We start from the raw sequence: 20454 nt of genomic DNA on the forward strand, positions 1-20454 counted from the left end.
GAGATCTCTTCGCAAATAGGTATTTATACGTAATTGTAAATTAGGCATTTACACTCTATTTAATGCTTTTTTTTGTGCATACCTTTAAGGTATATAATTGTTTATGAAATTATTTTGTTTGCAACCCAATATAGTGGTCTAAGTTACTGGATCGCAAGGAAAAATGTAAACTTTTTGTTTGGATTCTATTGGTTTTAAGTCGTTCTGCATTTAAACGTGTTTTAATTGCAATCAGTCAAAATGATAGCTATGGAAAAAGTATCGATCTCTGGTACTTCTCTGCCTGGTGGAGGAGGAGCAATAAAAGGAATAGGTGAAACATTTCAGCCTAATTCATTTTCAGGAACCGCAGCCTATACAATCCCGGTTCCCATAACGGCTGGCCGCGGGTTAGCACCGTCCCTTTCGTTGGCCTACAATTCCGGATCGGGTAACAATATCTTTGGTGTAGGCTGGGATGTGGAAATCCCCGAATTTACAATTCGAACCGAAAAGGGAATCCCCAAATATGACGGAACCGATATTTTTCTCTTTTCAGGAAAAGAACTGGTACCTAAAGAAAATGAGACCCGTACCGAAACCGATCAACAAGGCGATATATGGAGTATTCGTATTTATTTTCCACGTGTGGAAGATGATTATTCCCGTATCGAATATCATAAAAACCAAACCACCGGTGAGAGCTTCTGGCGTACATTTGCAACCAATAATACGGTATCGGAATATGGATCAGTTCCCGAAGCGCGTGTTGCCGATCCCGATGATGCAGCCCGGATTTTTAGCTGGCAAATCGTTTCGATAACCGACCCAAAAGGAAATAAAGTTCAGTTTCGGTACCAACGGGAAAATGATCAGGAAACCGGAATTTTAAACCGGGGCGCTTTTACACGAAATTATATTGACCGTATTTTTTACGGCAATTATTACAATACTTCCAAAGAAGAAAAATTTGCCTTCGAAGTTATTTTTGACTACGGATCGCATGAACTGGATAATTTAACAACAACCGCGGCCGACCCCTATGCTGAGGTACGTCCGTGGGCATGCCGACCGGATCCGTTTTCTTCGTTTAGGAGTGGCTTCGAATTGCGCACTTATCGCAGGTGCCAAAATATACTGTTGTTTCATCATTTTGAAAACGAAAACAACGGAAATCCTTTTCTGGTAAACCGTTTGCAACTTGCCTACTATGATACAACGGATTATAGCAAGATACCGGATCAGACCGCAGTGATTTCCTGCCTGAAAAAGGTAACCATTACCGGATGTAGAATTCAAAGTGACGGTAGTTACGAATTATTAGCAAAACCGGATCTGGAGCTTACTTTTTCGGTATTCGATGTGGCACAAACTGCAACGTTTAGTACATTAACTGTTGCAGATAGTGGGACTATTCCCGGAAAACTCGATACAGGCGATTTCCTTCCGGTTGATTTAAATGGTGCCGGTTTACCTGGCATTTTATATACCCGCAATAGCGGATCATTTTATTACAATCCGAAAGGAAGCGGCCATTATTCCGAACCGGAAACCGTACTGGATTTTGCCGTGGGAGATTCGGGTGTCATTACCGATTTACAAGGTAATGGAATTAAAGACCTGATGGTAAGCAGTCCACCCGGATATTATACCAATACCGGACAAGGCTGGGAACCGTTCCAACCGTTTGAACAATATCCAAGTACATTGGCCGGAACGGAATCTGTGGATTTGAATGGGAATGGTAAATCGGATTTATTAGTGGCTTCGGACGATTATCTGACGGTTTATCCCGGATTGGGAAACTTTGGATATGGCGAGCCGCAACAAGTACCGGCACCGGAAGGTTTCCCGTTACAAAGCCAGAATTCCGGAAAAACATCGGTCTCTTTTGCCGATTTGTTTGGTGATGGATTACAGCATCGGGTTGCCGTGGCAAACGGAACGGTTTATTGTTGGCCTAACTTAGGATACGGCCGGTTTGGACAACGTATCCAATTAATAAATGCACCATATTTTGAAGCCGGTTTTGATGCTTCCCGATTCTATTTTGCCGATCTGAATGGAACCGGTACTATGGATATTGTATATGCATTAGACAATACGGTTCAGCTATTTCTCAATAAAAGCGGAAATAGTTTTTCGGACGCAATTACTATTACTTTACCGGAATCGTTCGATCCGCTGGATAGCCTTCATTTTGCCGATATACTGGGAACCGGAACAAGTTGCCTGGTTTTTTCGAAACTAACCGATACGCCAAGACATTATTACCTGAATTTTTCGGGAGTCGATCCGCAGGACATCGCTACGGTAACGCTAAAACCCTATTTGCTTACCGAAACCAATAATAATACCGGTAGCCGAACGGCTTTGCATTATTCCAGTTCGGTGCGCTTTTATCTGGAAGACGAACAAGCCGGAAAACCCTGGAAAACCCGTTTGTTTTTCCCGGTTCAGGTTATCGACCGCATTACACAGACGGATGCTGTTTCGCAATCGTGCTACGTTCAGGAGTTTGGTTATCACGACGGATACTATGATCCTGTGGAAAGAAGTTTCCGCGGATTCGGTTTTGTAGAAACATGGGATACACAAACCTACGAAGCGTTTACCACGACCATCCAGAATCAGGAGTTCCCGGTAAACGAGATCAATAAAGAATTGTTTGTCCCTCCGGTATACACCAAAAAATGGTTTAATATCGGAGTGTTTGAAAGTTATGACGCATTACAGGAGCAATACCGGGCCGATTTCTTTAAGGGCGATGCTAATGCCTACGATTTTCCGGACAATGTATTTGCTGCCGATATTTATACCGCCAATGGTAAAACGTTTCGGGAAGCTTTTGTAGCCTTAAACGGAAGCAGTATCCGGACGGAAGTTTACGGCTTAGATGATCAATCCGAATCGAGTGTGCCTTATGCCGTAGAACAAGCTAATTATGCCGTGGTTTTGATCCAGCCGGCATCCGATGAAGAGCATGCTGTTTTCCGCGTCGATCCACGGGAACATATTGCTTATCATTATGAACGCAACGCAAACGATCCGCGGGTAGAACAACAATTTACACTCGAAGTAGATCCTGAAAGCGGTACCGTAAAACGCTCCTGTACCCTTTATCTGCCGCGCCGTGCACCATCAACTAACGAGGTTTCCTTTTATCCGGAACAGCAACAACTTTTGGCGACTTTTACAACGACCGATGTGATCAATACCGACGAAAACGAAATATATTGGAGGGGAATCGTAGGTCAGGAGCAAGCGTTTCAATTGTCAGGCTTTACCCTGGAGACGGGTAAAGAATACATGGATTTCGATTACTGTAATGACCTCATAGAAGAGGCGCTGCAAAATATCATTCCTTATGGAATATCAGCCGGAGAAACGGTTGCGGCCCTGCAGTTTTCCTGGACCCGCAATTATTTCTGGAATGAAACACAAGATAACTTTTTACCATTACTTACAATCGCCTCACGGGGATTACAGGCGTATACTGCCACAGCACAGTTTACCCAAAATTATATCGATTCGGCCTATAAAGGAAAATTAACAAACGATGTTGTTACCAATGCCGGATTTGTTTTCGATAAAGAAACAGGCTATTGGTGGAATAACGGAACGGTACAAACTTATTTTAAAGCCGATACACCAGAGTTGTTTTTCTTGCCTGATGAAGTGATCAACCCTTTTGTTGCGGCCGATTCAGAATTGTCGGTTTGCGGGAAGATGGGCTACGATGCACCGTATAACATTCAGGTGGTGGAATTAATAGAATATATTGATCCCGATAAAGACATCAAAAACACGCAATTACTCACCCTGGATTATCATACCTGTACACCGAAACAGTTAGTGGATATTAATGGTAATGTGTCGCAGGTACTTTACGACCCGTTAGGACAAGTGCGTGTGTCATCTCTATTCGGAATTAAAAATGGTGATTTGGAAGGCGGCATGCTCCTGTATCCGTATGGCGGTTTTCCGGCAGCATATCAAACACGAACAACAGCACCGGATGGAACACCGATCACAATACAATCGGTTTTAGACCAACAGGACTACTATTTGCAAGGCGCTTTGACGTACTTTTTCTACGACGAGTATAACTGGACCGATCGTAAACAACCGTTGGCGGCTATATCTTTATCGGCAACCAATTTTGTTCATAAAGGCGCCACAAATTCCGAGTGTCGCATCCGGATTGAGTTTTCAGATGGTTTGGGCCGGATTATCGAACAGAAAGAATTAGTGGATCCGGGATTGGCTTATGTCGACAATAATCTGGTGGAGGTTGAAGAACGCTGGAATACGTCCGGTCGAACCGTATACAATAACAAAGGACTGGTAGCACAACAATACCTGCCTTTTTTTAGTGCAACATTCGATTACGAAAATCAGCAGACATTAATTGATGAAGGGAATATGCCGCCCCCTTCGGTAATGCATTATGACCCTCTCGGCCGGTTAATCCGTACCGACGATCCGAAAGGGTTCTTTTCACAAATCACTTTTACCGCCTGGGAACAAAAAACCTACGATGCAAACGATACGGTATTGGATTCAGATTACTATAAAACGTTTATGGCTAATTATCCTGCTAATCCGACTCAGGAGCAGCAGGACGAAAAAAATGCCTTAGATAAGGCGGCCAAATGTTATAATACACCCACAACCGAGGTTTTTGACAATACCGGAACGCAGTTTTTGCTTCAAACAAATAATCTGGGAAAAGTTACTGCTGCTACATTCGACGCCATTGCTACCGGATCCGGCAGTACGAGTGCCGAAATTTTACAGGCTTTGGTTACCGCAGGTTATATTACTGCCGAAGGATGGCTTACCGCGATTTTTACGCCGTATCAACCCGGATTTGAACTGCAGCTGGCTCCGAAATTTGACGGTATAAAAGAACAGATAACCCTAATCTTGTTGCAAGGCGTATTAACATCTTATTCGGAAACCGATATACAAAGCCGGGTGCTGCTGCAAATAGATCCACGTTTGTATTACACGAATGCGACTACGGGTACCGATTATATTAATCAGCGCAACACCTATCAGATGAACGAAACGAGTGCGCTGATTACCGAAAGTGCAGATGCCGGAATGGAGTTTCATTTTAACAATATCATGGGGTTGTTATGTTGGTCGTGGACACCAAGAATGTATAACCAACGCATTACTTACGATCGTTTACAACGCCAGAAAACGCTACGGGTTAAGCGATATGTTGATGGCGATCCGATGGTTCCGGTCGATCAATATCCTTTAGTAGAAGTGTGTACTTATGGCGAAGAAATTCAGGATGCCGCCTTGCTAAATCTCCGCGGAAAATTGTACGAACAAAAAGATTTATCAGGAATTGTAACGTTTAACAGGTATGCACTTACCGGACAATCGATTTCGAAAAGCCGCCAGATGACTACCGTTTACAAAGATGCCATCGATTGGAATGATCCGGCAAAGGTTCCTTTAGATCCAAACATTTTATCACTCGAACAAATCTATAATGCTGTAGGCGATTTACTAACCGAGACAAGTGCCGACGGTACTGTAACACAACGCAGTTATTCGAAATCGGGCTTATTGGCAACGATCGATCTGAAATTACCGGACGGAAAGTCAAAGCCGGTTATCCAACGAATTGAATATAACGCTTCAAACCAACGAAACAGGGTTGTTTTTGCCAACAATTCATCAACGGTTTGTACTTACGAAGCGACCACCCAGCGATTGATGACACTTAAAAATACCCGATTGGTAACGTCGGGCGAAAATCCGCTGTTGCAAAACATAACCTATGTATACGATCCGGTGGGTAATATTACAAGATTACGGGATTTAAGTAGGGATACTATCTTTTATAACAATCAGAAGGTGGTGCCGCTATCGGATTATACCTACGATATTTTATACCGTTTGTTGGCGGCAAACGGCTATCAGCATCCCGGAATATTAGCCAACACCTATCAGAATAACGTGGTGAACAACGATTTTAAACAAAGTAAATTTTCGGTTGCACCGTCTGATTATGACAAACTGGAAAACTATCGAGAAAGCTATACCTACGATAATTCCGGAAACCTAACTCAGTTAAAACATAGTGCCAAATCGGCCTCGTGGACCCGCGATTTACCGGTTGAGGTGAATTCCAATCGTTTAATCGGTATTACTTACGACGACTCCGGAAATTTGCGTCAGGTTATGATCAATAAACCCGTGGCGCTGGATTATAACTGTTGCGAAAATCTGGTGCGCGCTGCTATTATTACCCGCCCGGAAGAAGAAGATGATGCCGATTATTATGTATACGACAGTGCAGAACAACGCACCCGAAAAGTGAGCGAAAGAATGGCAAACGGCGGTACCGTAAACATGATGGAAAGTACGGTATACTTTGGCAACTATGCCTTAAAACAACAGCAAACGGTTACCGATAATACAACCACCACCACCTTAGAACGCGAAACCTTACGCATTATGGATGGCGAAACCTGTTTATTGATTATGCATTACTGGAAGCTCGACGACAATAAAAAGGAAAAGCAAACCGGCGACCGCTCATTCCGCTGGCAGCTTTCTACCAAACTGGATTCTGTAGCGGTTGAAGTTGACGATCAGGCGCTGCTGATTAGTTACGAAGAATATTTCCCGTATGGCGGAACGTCTATTATTGCAGGTCCGAATCAGCAGGAAGTAAGTCTTAAAAATTACCGGTATTCCGGAAAAGAACGGGACGATACTACCGGATTATATTACTATGGGCACCGCTACTATGTTCCCTGGCTGATGCGCTGGAATAAACCCGACCCGGCTGGTGGCGTAGATGGTCTCAATTTATATGCTTTTTGTATCGGTAATCCGGTTAGCATGAAAGATGCTGATGGACTAAGTGCGGGTGGTAAGGGAGAAGCCGCAAAAAAAATAAAGAGAAAAAAGGCTCCTGTATCAAGCGACAGCTCGGGAACCGATGCAGATGATGAATCGGATGGCGGAAAGTCGCCTAAAAAAGCCAGATTACAGAATGCCCCCAAAAAGATTCGTAAAGAAAAAAGTAAAATGCTGAAAGAAGAAATAGCTTCCAAGCATGGTAGCAAAATGAAATTAGCCAAACGTGTCCATCAGTCCAATTTATTTACCGGAATAACCGAGGAGATTGTCGCTCCTAATAAAGGGATGAGTCCCGAACGGTTACTGGTTCGCCATTTATCGACGGCTCTTTTGGCTCAGAACGAGGAGTTCACCGAAGTACAGGCAGCAATCAATCATACTGAAAAAACGATTTATGTAGCCAGTAACAAAAAGCAAAATGAACTCAGTGCATTATTGTCAGACACCCTTAAAAATTTTACCGTTCCGGATAAAACAAAATATTCAGGACGTGTAGCCCGGCATCTGGGTAAACTGGAAACCGAGATCAACGGAGCATATCAAGATTATAAACTGGAATTTGTTAAAGGACACGAAGAACAACATGCCGAAACCAAAATTGTGGAAGCCGGAAAACAATTCAATTATATCGGCGGTACACGTCGACCTTGTCTGGCTTGTAGCTTGTTTTTCCAAATTCATAGTATTGCTACCACATCTTATGGTCAGCACCCGGGTGCTTATTGGGATTCTGTAGCGGCACTTCTTTCGTTGAGCCCTTATCAGGAACACCTGAGTATGACGACCTATGAAGGAATATTTTATAAAAATTTCGGGGTATCGGCCAGTCAGGTACACGATTACGATACCGATAGTGAATAATGATATTAAAAAACAGTAAAACTACTATTCATGGAAACAAAACAACTGATTCATAACTTTTATGAAGCAAATCCGGACGTAGATTTGCTAACGACCAATTTTCATCTGGAAGATACCTTAGCCTCCATAAAGCTGCCCAAAACCAAGGCACGTGCCGCCGCAACCAACATGGTGGAACAGCTCAAACAAGTGGCTCGGGTGGTACGGTTACATCCGGAAGCGCAAACAGGCAAAAAATTAACGGCTGATGCAATTGGTACTCTATACGAAAAATTTGATGGATTAAACTCGGCTCACGACATTACCCGACAAAGCGGAGAAGTGTTTGTAAAACAATATACCGATGCTTTTGGCTGCCCCAAAGTAGCATCGGAGGTATACAAGAGAGCAACTGAAGTAACCAATAATGTAGCCAATCTTACCAATGCAATTTTAAATATGTCGACGCCGCTTTCTAAAGCGATATCGACTTCATCTGTCAGTGAAGAGGTAACCGATTATTTTACTGGATTGGTAGGCTATCAGGAACTGTTTGGAAGTCTCAACTATTGCGATTGCCCGGAATGTAAATCAGTACTGGGACCAGCAGCCTATTTTGTCGATCTGATGCGTATTGTACAAAAATATATTACCGAACCCAATACCGCTACAATACCACATGCAAGTACATTGGCTGTAAGACGTCCCGATTTGGGAACGATACCGCTAACCTGCGAAAAAACAAATACAATCGTCCCGTATTTACAAATCATCATTGAGCGTTTGGAACAAAGTCTGTCGACCAGTTGGAAAATTACGAGTACGACCGATTTGTACAAGCAGCTTGCCGCGACGTATTATCCATTTAACTTACCATTCCTGCAACCGTTAAGCACCATACGGATTTATCTTGAGGAACTAAAAACAACACTGGCCGAGGTATTTGCCTGCCAACAATTAACCGGACCGCAATTGGCTGCCGAACAATTGCAAACCACCCTCGAAGGTTGGAATTTGCTTAAAACGGCAACAGTAGATACCGCGAAATTACAAACCTATTTTGGGGTGGCGAAACTGGACGATCTGAATAGTTTTAAAGTCTTTTCTAAACAAACCGATTTACTGGTAACGCAAGTCCAGGATTTACTATACCAAAATTTATCCGGTACCGAAATTACAGCCGGGCTGAATGCCCAGTTCTTTATCAATAAGGGGCTAACTAAACCAATTGTAGTTGGGAATACCGATTCGGTAAATACCATCGATAACCTGACGCCAGCAGCTCTCGATCAGATTAATCGCTATTTACGCCTTACGTTGCTTAGCGAATGGTCGTTTGATGATCTGGACTGGGCTTTACATGCTTTGAATAACGGAACACCGGAAATTAATGAAAGCATATTACAACTGGTACCAAAATTACAACAACTGGTTACCCGAATGAATAGCGATGTCGCTACGGTAAGTACCTATTTGTTTGATTTGAAAACTTACGGAATGGGGAACGATCCGGCACAGTCGACAGCACCGTTTGATGTGGTGTTTAATACCGGACAAACCACTTTATACCACCCTAAAAATAGCGCAACGGCAGCCTATCCGCTTAATAAAACCTATCTGGATACGCCGCTAAGTTGGGAATATGCTTCCAACAGCGGAAACAACCCGGCCAATGCGGTTCGTGTCGCTTCGGCCTTGGGCGTTTCGCAAAACGATTTGCAGTTGCTGGTTTCGGCTTTATATACGAGTACACCAACCATTGTGTTAAATGTACCTACCATTTCGGCTTTGTCGCGCCATGTACGCCTGGCAGGATATTTTAAATTAAGCATCAAAGATTATCTGAGCTTTTTGAATTTATCCGGAAAAGTACAACTGGTTTTTACAATTGATGAGCTGACGGCACTCATTGACAACAAAGAAACACTGGCTACAGTGACCCGATTAACGTTAGAGGATCTCAATTATACGGTAAATGCGGTTGTATCGCCAACCGTTAACATTTTATACTATCCCGATAAAAGTGAAGCATGGCTTAAAACACTGCCGATACTTATTCCGGCATCCGATTCTGAAGACGATCAATTGATCAAACTTTACGGACAGGTCGGCGCGTTCTTCGATATTCCGTCCTCATTGGCGCAATCGATTTTGACACTTACTGTTACCAATCCACTTTCGGTATTCCTGAATACCGATACGACCAACGCTATAAAAGCATTAAGTCTAATTTCACGTTGGTTGGTATGGGTACAAAAAACGGGAGTCAGTCAGGATTTACTCGATAACATTGCTGTCAGTAAAGCGGCTTATGGCATTACCGATACCACAAAACTAACGTTTGCAAATAGCATTGTATTACTTCAGTTCCAGTTTTTTACCGGTATTTATAATGATGTAAACAATCGGTTTTCAGACTACATGACGGCGATTACCGGCAATAAAAATGATGTTGCCGCAGCCATTTTGTCGGAAGCAACCGGATGGGATAAATCGATAATCACAGCATTATATGCCTTAAAATATACCAATCAGGTCGACCGCCTGTACAGCATGCAGGCCGTTATTACGTTGCTTAATAAAACAGGTTTAAATCTGGATGCTTTTCAGGGGTTACTTAGTCTGGCCGGAAAAGGTGTTGCCGACTGGGATAAATTTGTAGCACAGGAAAACAAATTATTAACCGCGATTCAGGCACGATATAATGTAGGAAGCGACTGGAATCAGCTGGCCGTACAAATTGGCGGTAAAACCGCATCAGCCCAAAGAGACGCTCTGATTGGAGCGACTATCTTTGCCCTGCGCTCGGCCGATGCCACTGCCTACATCCAGAATACACGCGATTTACACGACTATTTGCTTATTGATGTGGATATGTCGGATGCAGCACAAATTTCCTATATCAAAGAAGCACTTAATGCGATTCAGTTGTATATGAACCGTTGTCATTCGAAACTGGAAGCCGGTGTGGTACTGTTACCGATCCCCGAAGTTTGGTGGGAATGGATGATGAATTATCGGGTATGGGAAGCCAACCGCGAAATTTTCCTCTATCCTGAAAATTATCTCGATCCGGCTTTCCGTAGCTCCAAAACCGATTTGTTTAAACAACTGGAAAACGACCTGAAACAAAACGATATTACCGAAGGCAATGTAACATCGGCTTATATGAAATACCTGGAAGGCTTTGCAGAACTGGCAAAACTGGTTTATGTAGATGCTTATTATTGCAGGGTTTCCGACGATACCCGTGATAATCAGCCAACCTTGTTTCTGTTTGCGCGCACCGCTACCAATCCGTATACCTATTACTATATCACACGGGAGAGCGAAGGTACCTGGTCGCAATGGATTAAAATTGATCTGGCCATTAATGCCGTACAAATTACACCGGTTTATGCCTTTAATAAGTTGTTCCTATTTTGGGTAGAACAAAGTGTTGCGATCGATAAAACACCAAATACCACTACCGAAAACATTGTGAAGGCCTCGATCAACTATACGTTTTATAATTTCCAGAATCAATGGGTACCGGCGCAATCACTGGTAAAAGACTATATTATCGATGTTAGTCCAAGTGATTATAGAACTGCAAATAATAAACTTTTTCCAGACAATTTCTTCGACCCCAATAGTCTTTGGTGGAATAAAGTATATCCGCTCAAAATACAACAGGATAGTTTCTGGGAAATTACCAATGGCGGCAATCGATTTGAACAATTAGTGATTGCCTTCGGCCCAATGATTGATACTACGGTGCAATATCCGCAACCTGCCAATAATCCACCGAATGCGTCCAATCCGGCGGTTCAGATTTTTGAAAGTCAGTTGTTTGAAACGGGGCAAAACTATAATTATGTCTATAATCTGGGTTATAAAGGGCAGTTGCCGTTGTTTAAACCGATTGTTTTAAACGATAGTCTGGATAGCAGTTATTTGGTAAATCCCGACGAAATCCTGTTTTTCGAAAAAGACAGCGATAAGAGTAACGATCTGTTTACTCCGCAAATCGACGCGACATCGGGACAAATGAATCTGATTAGTACTTCCCGTACGATTTACGATAATGATATTGCGGGGCAGATTATTACCCCGGCCATTCCAACGCCACAAACTTCCTTAACGGACAGTTCTTTTATTTCGACCGATGCCGGTATTAATGCGACAGGTTCTAAAACGGTTTATAATACGTTGGTTGACTATGGTTATATCGATAGCAGCGGTATGCTGGGACGTTCTGATTATGCGGAAATGCGTACCGACGTGATGAGCATTTTTGAAGGCGATCCTGGTCAGCTTAAAAAGACACAGTTTGTAATGGGAGTCGTAAACAGAGCCAGTGGTTCCCGCTGGTTATCCCAAAACGTTCGGAATAAAAATTATGGATTGTTTACGATTAAAAACGCTGTAGGAACCTTTGTTTTTTATGGTGACAAAGAAGCGTTTTTAATGGAAGATCCGGATAAAGATCCGGTATTTATTTCCGATTTGTTGTTTAATGCCGACACCATGTTTTTGGAATCGTCGTTCCTTTCGTCGGGCGCAGGTATCGATGCCAGCGGATCCAGCCAGATTTACAATAATCTGATTGATTACGGGTATTTTACAGCCGACGGACAACTGGAACGCGGTACAACAATTGACGATCTGACTAAGGCGCTCAATGAGATGCTGGAAGGACAACCGAATAAAACCGATAAGGTCGATTCGGTTATGGATGTATTAACCAATCAACCACTGTTTTATAATACTGATTTTATCTCTGGCAGTGCCGGGATTAATGCCAATGGTTCTAAAAATATTTTTGATCAGCTTATGCAGGCCGGGTATCTGGATAAAAACGGCCGTTTAATGACGGATATTGATTTTAATGAGTTAACTGGTGTGCTTTACGATATTCTGGAAGGGCAACCGGATATTGATAAAAAAGTACGTTTTGTGGTACAGGTGTTGTATCAGGCAGAATACCCGTCGTCTATCGGATTCTTCCGAAGTTTGAACACCACTCCTTATGCGTGCGAATATAATTTTAAAGCGATACGTCTTACCACAGGAGCTATTCATAACCTTAGTGCCCGTATCTTTTCCGGTGGAGTCGACAAACTGTTGTCGCTCGAAAGTCAATTGATCCCGGTGGATCCGGAATTGCCTTTTAACAGGTTTGGTTTTGAAGAACCGTATGTTATCGCTCCTGAAGCTCCCGATGGGGGACAGGTCGATTTTAACGGGGCGTATGAATTGTATTATTGGGAATTGTTTTTCCATGCGCCCATGTATATTGCCAATTTACTAAAGACAAATCAGGGATTTGATCAGGCCGAAAAATGGTACAAATATATTTACGATCCAACGGCGGCTCCGTATCTGGTAGAGGCAGATTCTTTTGTGTGTGCCACGATAGGAGTTACCGATTCGAGTCGTATTTACCGAGTTTTACTGGACAACAAATGGATTGATAGCGAAGGATATGTGAGCAGTAAATTTACAGCCAAAACAAATCTGAATTCGATTCTTTCTTTCCTTCAGCCGGTACAAATTCAATCGGTAACAAATGTATTGCTCAACCATCAGGTAGCGCGTGATATTTGCCGCGTATGGCAGTTTAATCCTTTCCGGAACCATACGGTAGCTTCGTTGCTCGAAAACATTACGAACGCCAAACAAATTGCAGCTTACAATCAGTATCCGTTCGATCCGCATGCTATTGCCCGTTTGCGTATTGGCGCCTACGAAAAAACGATTGTAATGCAATATATCGATAATCTGATTAAATGGGGCGACTGGTATTTTTCGCAGTACACCTGGGAGAGTAATACCACGGCGAATATGTTGTACATCTACGCTTATAATTTACTTGGGCCAAAACCGGAGGACCTTGGGCCATGTCAGGCCGAGGATCCTGCGAATTTTAACGACATTGTAGCCCAATATGGCGACAATATACCACAGTTTAAAATTACCCTCGAAGATCATGTTGGAAGTGGTTCCAGCGGATTAAATTTCCAACCGTATAACGATATTGATGCCTATTTCTGTGTACCGGAAAACGACAAACTCGAACAATACTGGGACACTGTTATCGATCGACTTTATAAAATAAATAATAGCTTAAATATTAATGGGATACCGCAACCATTGCAATTATTCGAACCGCCTATCGATCCTGGTTTATTGGCACGTGCTGCGGCAAGCGGTGGTAATCCGTTAAGCATTATGACGCAGAATGCGGCTATTCCGGCTTATCGCTTTGAGTATCTTATCGATCGGGTAAAAAATATAGCTTCTACATTAAGTCAGTTGGGATCCGGTTTATTAAACGCACTGGAACGTAAAGACGATTCGGCACTGGCCAAATTACAGGCCACACAGCAAAATGTGCTGCTTAATCTTAACACAATGATTAAAGAACAGGAGATCGAAGAGGCCAAACAAAACATTGCCGGTTTGCAACAAAATCTGTTAAGTGCTCAAAATCGTGAACAGTTTTACCAACAGCAGTACGACGAAAACCTAAGTGCTCTTGAAATTGCCAGCCTTTCGTTACAAGGCTCGGCCATTTATCCGGAATCGGTTTCGATTGGAATTAACGGAATTTCAGTTGCCGGTTATCTGGCGCCGAATATCTTTGGTTTTGCCGATGGAGGGATGAAGTTTGGAGATGCCATTACTGCGGGCGCTCAGATGGCACAAACGACTTCATCTATTTTAAACCAGAGTGCCGGAATTATTGCGACGACTGCTCAGTATAACAGACGACGTGACGATTGGAAGTTGCAACAGCAAACGGCGGCTTATGATGTGGCTCAAATTCAGGATCAGATTAATTCGGCTAATGCGCAATTACTGATCAACCAGCAAAATCTGGTGATTCATAAAAAAACAATTGATCAGGAGAATGCCTATGAACAATTCCTGACGACCCGTTTTACGAATATGGATTTTTATTCGTGGATGATCAGCCGATTGTCAACCATTTATTTCCAATCGTATCAGCTTACGCTGGGAATGGCGTTGGCAGCACAATCGGCTTATCAGAATGAGATGAACAGTACCGAACAGTTTATTCAGTTCGATTATTGGGATACGCTTCATAAAGGATTGTTGTCGGGCGAAGCTTTATTATTATCGTTACAACAAATGGAACGCAGTTATGTGCTGAAAAACACACGTACTTTCGAAATTGAAAAGACGATTTCCTTGCTGCAACTGGATCCGTTACAGTTTATGGAATTTAAAACAGGACTTCACTCGGGAGTAAAAGGAACGCTTCGTTTTAAACTTTCGGAACAGTTGTTCGATTTTGATTTCCCGGGACAGTATCTGCGTAAAATCAAAACTATCTCGGTGTCGATTCCTGCCGTGGTAGGACCTTACCAAAATATTAATGCGGTATTGCGGCAAACCAAAAATTATACCGTAATGGAACCTAAAATCAATGCGGTTAAATATGTTATGGATCCGGTAAATAATCCCGATCCGGGTAATGTACGTGTAGACTGGATTCCAAACCAGAAAATCGCACTTTCCAAAGGTATGGACGATAATGGTTTGTTTGTACTCAACTTTAACGATAGCATGTACCTGCCGTTTGAAGGAACCGGTGCTGTTTCGGAATGGGAATTAAACCTGCCGCCGGAAACCAATCATTTCGATTTTAATTCAATATCAGACATTATCGTAAAAATCAGCTATACGGCTTACGAAGATATGGGGCAGTTTGCCACCGATGTAAAAAATCAGCTGCAATCCCAGAATCCACCATATCCGTATCAGGTAGCCAAGCAAATTGTATTGCAACAGGCTTTTAGTGCTAACTGGTATCAGTTTATGCATCCGCAGCCGAATCCGGTAACGCAATCGATGGTGTTTAGTTTAACTGATGCTATTGTTCTGCCAAACCTTAAAAAGGTAGCATTACAATTGGTAACAGTGGTGGTGCAAACTCAAAATAATACAACGGTTTCCGATAAACAAGCGGGTAGTTTCTTAACCTTAAAACAAACGGGTAAAAGCGATCTGAGTATTCCGATAATGAATAATGTAGGAACGGTTGCTCTTAGCGGGCCTTTTGAGGCAGAAACGGCAGAACTTCTATTTACGATCGCCAATACACCGGATGAATTGCTTACGGCTGATAAGAAACAATTGGATCCGAACAAATTAAGCGGACTGCTCATTATTATTAACTATACGTCCAACGTATTTGCAAAACAATAAAATTCATCATCAAATAAATATTAACCTTTAAACTTTTAAATTATGGCATGGGAAGAATGCGTAACATCAATTAGGGCGAACCTTGACCCTAACGCAAAAGAAGTAAATCAGGTAATCTGGACAGGGCCAAACAAACAGGTTACAGAAGACAATCTGGAAACCGATAGTTTTTCGGCGAGTAAGCCGTTTGCCTTGATTTGTCCGGACCGTCACTGTCAGGATTACGGCGATTTTTCGCCTCAGGCACACGCTTTATGTAACTGTAAAGACGTGAACGGAAACCCAATTCCGGATTGTGTTCCTAAAAATGTATTATATCCTTATCCGAGTGGTGTTTGCTTGAACATCGACAATCCATCGGATTATAGTACCAAACGGGGACGGGCTTGTACTAAGCAAGGCGATAGCTATTATGCATTAACGTGTTTCTGTTGTTGTTCGTGCTATGCGAACGGTACCAAAATTGCTGTTCCGACGGGATTCAAAACGATTGAGTATTTTCAAACGGGAGATGAGGTATTAACGGCATCACTAGCAACAGGATCATTGAAATGGAATACAGGAAAAGTGGCATATAGTATGGGTACCGGGCCAGACGGACATCAGTCGGCTATGGTATATATGCACTATGGTGACGATGATCGTCAGATTATTGTAACTCCGGATCAGTTGTTTTTAATGAGTACCGGAAAATTAAAACGTAGTGATCGTTTGGTTCCGGGTGTGGACGAATTGGTAAATGAGTGGGGCGACGCGGTGCCGATTCACGAAATCAGTATCGGAGAATATATCGGTGGGGTACACCATATTTCTACTGCTGCTGCTTTTGATGGCGTTATAGACGGACACTTGTTATTGTCGGAAGGGGTTGTTTCGGGCGATTTTACCTTACAGGCCAATTCCGGGCAACTTATCGATATGGGGGCAATGGAAGATCATAAAGAACTGCCTAAAATCGGTTCGGAAGAATACGATAAAAAGTATTCGCAATTATCGAAAGAATACTATGGCGTAATGCATATTACGGCATTAAGCGACGGAAGAAGAGAAAAAGTACAACGTCCGCAAAAATTCTATCTGCATGGCGAACGTTCGATCAATGTTCCGAATTCAGCAGCAGCGTATCTGGACGATGCTCAGGCTGCGGACGTGTACAACAATGCACCGCGTTGGAGTTTTGAAGACATTGGAATGAACAGCTCGCTAGTAAAATATGTATTGCGTTTGTTTAAAGGGTTTTTCCCGGAAATCAATTTCTATTACGATCAGTCAAACGTAACGCCTAATGCATATGCTTTTGTGCTGATGGATATGCAATACGTGGTGTTAACGGGTGGTTTAACACGTTTAAAAGGAATGGATCAGGAAGGATTATCGTTTGTATTGGCGCATATGATTTCGACGCTTCAAAAATCGAATCCGATTGGGGCTAATGGCTGGACTTCTGTGGCTATGGCCGATTATTACAGTATAGGTTTCCTAATGGATGTCTATTTCGGGAAAAATTTCGGAACGATGTACAATCCTGGAATTAAACAATTGGATACTTCGTTGTTTAAATATATTTCGCCCGAAAATCAGGCGTATACAAACGATCCGTATCAGCCTACGGTAGATACGCGTTTCGACTCACTGGATGCAGGTAAAGCAATGGATTTCCCACCTGATGGAATTGGTGGTCCAACAGCCGGTGGATTGAAAGTTGTAGATGTTAAAGCATTCCCACCAATGGTAGGGGTGTTTAGCTTTGTGAATCAGGATATTGACGAAGCAGCATCGGAAGACGCATTCCACTTGTTGGTACAAAACAAAGAGGTGACTGCTGATGGTGTGGTTTCTCCGGACTTTACAGTGAATACCAACCTAAACTTTTTATTCCCTCATGTTTCGGATGAAAATCAACGCAACATGATGATCGAACAGGTTCGCAGTAGTCTGATTCACGCGATGGGACTTATTCAATTGGAATTTAACGATCTTGTCAATCCGGCTTCGGCTTCCAGCTACCACGATTTTACACTCGATCCGGATGCCCGTATCGGTAGTGTTGTGGCCAAAACCAATATTCCTGTGGTGGAAATTGCTGCCGAAATTAAACGTGGTGTTAAATATACGTTGACTGCATCGACGAATGTTCGTTCGTTTAACGGATCAACAATTGATTTACAACAACGATCTATTTCTTTTGAAATCTAAAAGAGACGATTACTATCGCTGTCGGTAATCCTGCCGGCAGCGATTTTTAACTAAAAACCTGAATCTATGGAACTGAATGAACTAAAAGAAATAACCGACATTAACGAGGCTTGTATGCGATTTAGCGAAATTTTGGGATTGTCGAAACCTGTTCCGGGCGGTGTGTTGTATACTGCACTTGAGGATGAGGATTATGCACGGAATTTATTACTAGCTCGTAGAAGTCCTGAATTGATGAATATGCTATTGGCCCAACGGGCCCAATATAGTCCGAAAACGGTTGTACCACAAAAAGAAAAACAAAGCGGCTATACCAACCTGCAATTGATTGAAAAGTTAGGAAAATCGATGTGGAAATGGGGATTGGTTGGCTTTTCTACCGTAACGGAAGAGATTTATAACAAACGACTGGCGGCCTGTGCTTCGTGCGATCAATTAGAAGAAGCCCCCGACCAATTGGTGTATAAGATCAGCTTAAAGAAAAATGAAGATAAACGTACCTGTAAAACCTGTGGCTGTGTTGTGGCCCGGAAAGCCAGGTTAACAAACGATACCTGTCCCCTGGAAGATACGGGAAACCCCGGATTTAATCGTTGGGGTGAATAAACAAAACACTATCCCTGCAAAGATTCTTTGCAGGGATAGTGTTTTTAATCGATATAAATCGAAAAATACAGTTTATTTAATAAAAAAAGTATTTTTCTCTCCGTGAGTTGAGAAACTAAAACAAAAAAACCAAAATAGGTCACAAGTTATATGGACTTTTAGTGACCTTGAAAACTTGAAAATTGGCATTAAAAATTCAAGAAAGCTTAAATAGCAGGTAGTTACATCTTATTAATGTCAGGTATCCAGAGTACACAATCGTCTCAAATCCTGTAACAGAGAGTTCGAGTTTTGTACCAGTGAGGTCACCATACTAAATAAACAAGCTACTGTCTTACGATAGGTTGTTTTGTTTTTAGAGGTTGAGATTCTGCAAATGTAATTTTGCCTTATCAGCTCTTACCTGCAAAATCCCTTTGTAAATAAACTTACCAGTATTGGTTTAAAGCTATTTACAAAGGTTTTAATTATGATGAATTTGTGTCTTTCTGAAGGGCTCTAGATTGTTATTTTCCATTATAAACGCGCATTTCATTCGATATAAAATCAATGATTATAACATGTTCTTTTAAAAACTCATAACCTAATAAGCCGTCTATCCCTAATTCGTTTTCTGCATTAAGCTGATTTAAAGTACTCTCTTCAAAGGAAAAACGCATGTTTTTATATTCAAGATCTCCAATTTTTGTAGATTCAATAGTACCTGTTGTGCTTTTCACAATGCCCGCAAGACCTTTCAAACCACCTTCTTTAAGGTCATTTGTAAAGTTTTGTAATTCTGGTAAAAATTTACTGTGGAAAAGGTTTGCACTTGCTCCGGTATCTAATCCAAATTTGTAGTTTTGACCTCCTATTTCCACATCAAACACAGGTATATGTTCTTGCATTTCAAATGGAACAATGGTCAGAAGTCTTCCATATTCCATCTTTTCCTGACTAATTTCTTTTCCTTTATTTACAATGATTTTATGATTTTTGTAATCAAAAGTAACCTGATATTCATTAAAGACGTCATATCCTATTAACCCAGCAATGTTTTTTGAAAGATTTCCTAATGGAGCTGTTCTTACCGGAGTATTTTTAATTTGAATGCCATTCCAGTCAAAAGATTGAACTTCAGCAAAACCCATCTTAGTATTTCCTCCTACACCGTTTACACTCGCTCCCGTGTTTTTTGATACTGCTTTAATTTTTTCCAGATCTGAATTAAGAATAATGCAGGGAGCTCCACTATCCAGAATAAACTCTTCTTCCATACCGTTTAGCATTACTTTTACATAAATCAATCCTTTACGTACTTCAAAAGGGATTTCAACTCTATCTTGAGACATCATGACACTAGGTTTTGTGATTAAATCTACCTCCTTACCTGCAAGTATGGCCAGCTCAACCGAAGAGTTATATTTTTCATTAAGTTTTGCAGAAACTGAAACTGAAATAATCATGAATAAGATGACTAATGCGGACAATAAATTTTTATTTCTCATTTTAAGTGTATTTTAATGAGACAAATTTATAATCTGTGATTTTCAAAGTGGGTTATCAGATGTTACCTAGTGTTAAATAGTGTTATAGCTATCAGGTGAGGGTGAATTTTTTACTGTCTGACAGATCGATAATGACCAAATTCATCCCAGAAGCCAAGCCTTTATAGGCCGTTGGAAAGCTGACTATCCTTTTAACAGAAGAATTTTGGAACTTTCTTTTCAAAATTATGCAAGC

5 protein-coding genes are annotated in these 20454 nt (G+C 41.8%); 4 read left to right on the forward strand and 1 reads right to left on the reverse strand.

The window, feature by feature from the left end; all coding sequences use genetic code 11:
• Positions 1-249: 249 nt before the first annotated feature.
• The 4 genes from F3J23_RS04890 (at position 250) to F3J23_RS04905 (ending at position 18732) form a co-directional block, all read left to right on the forward strand.
• Positions 250-7734, forward strand: a complete 7485-nt coding sequence (locus F3J23_RS04890; protein WP_167025017.1) for a SpvB/TcaC N-terminal domain-containing protein — start codon at positions 250-252, stop codon at positions 7732-7734.
• Between the two features lie 30 nt (positions 7735-7764).
• Complete coding sequence (locus tag F3J23_RS04895) at positions 7765-15930, forward strand: neuraminidase-like domain-containing protein (RefSeq protein ID WP_167025019.1); 8166 nt, start codon at positions 7765-7767, stop codon at positions 15928-15930.
• A gap of 42 nt (positions 15931-15972) precedes the next feature.
• Positions 15973-18126, forward strand: a complete 2154-nt coding sequence (locus F3J23_RS04900; protein ID WP_167025022.1) for a Hint domain-containing protein — start codon at positions 15973-15975, stop codon at positions 18124-18126.
• Between the two features lie 66 nt (positions 18127-18192).
• Positions 18193-18732: a hypothetical protein gene (locus F3J23_RS04905; protein ID WP_167025024.1), complete on the forward strand. Its 540-nt coding sequence runs from the start codon at positions 18193-18195 to the stop codon at positions 18730-18732.
• Between the two features lie 506 nt (positions 18733-19238).
• Here the strand turns inward: F3J23_RS04905 and F3J23_RS04910 are convergent.
• On the reverse strand, positions 19239-20219 hold the full coding sequence (locus F3J23_RS04910) for an aspartyl protease family protein (protein ID WP_167025027.1): 981 nt from the start codon (positions 20217-20219) through the stop codon (positions 19239-19241).
• Positions 20220-20454 lie beyond the last annotated feature (235 nt).

The sequence above is a fragment of the Chryseobacterium sp. Tr-659 genome (assembly GCF_011752975.1).
Classification (GTDB): Bacteria; Bacteroidota; Bacteroidia; order Flavobacteriales; family Weeksellaceae; genus Chryseobacterium.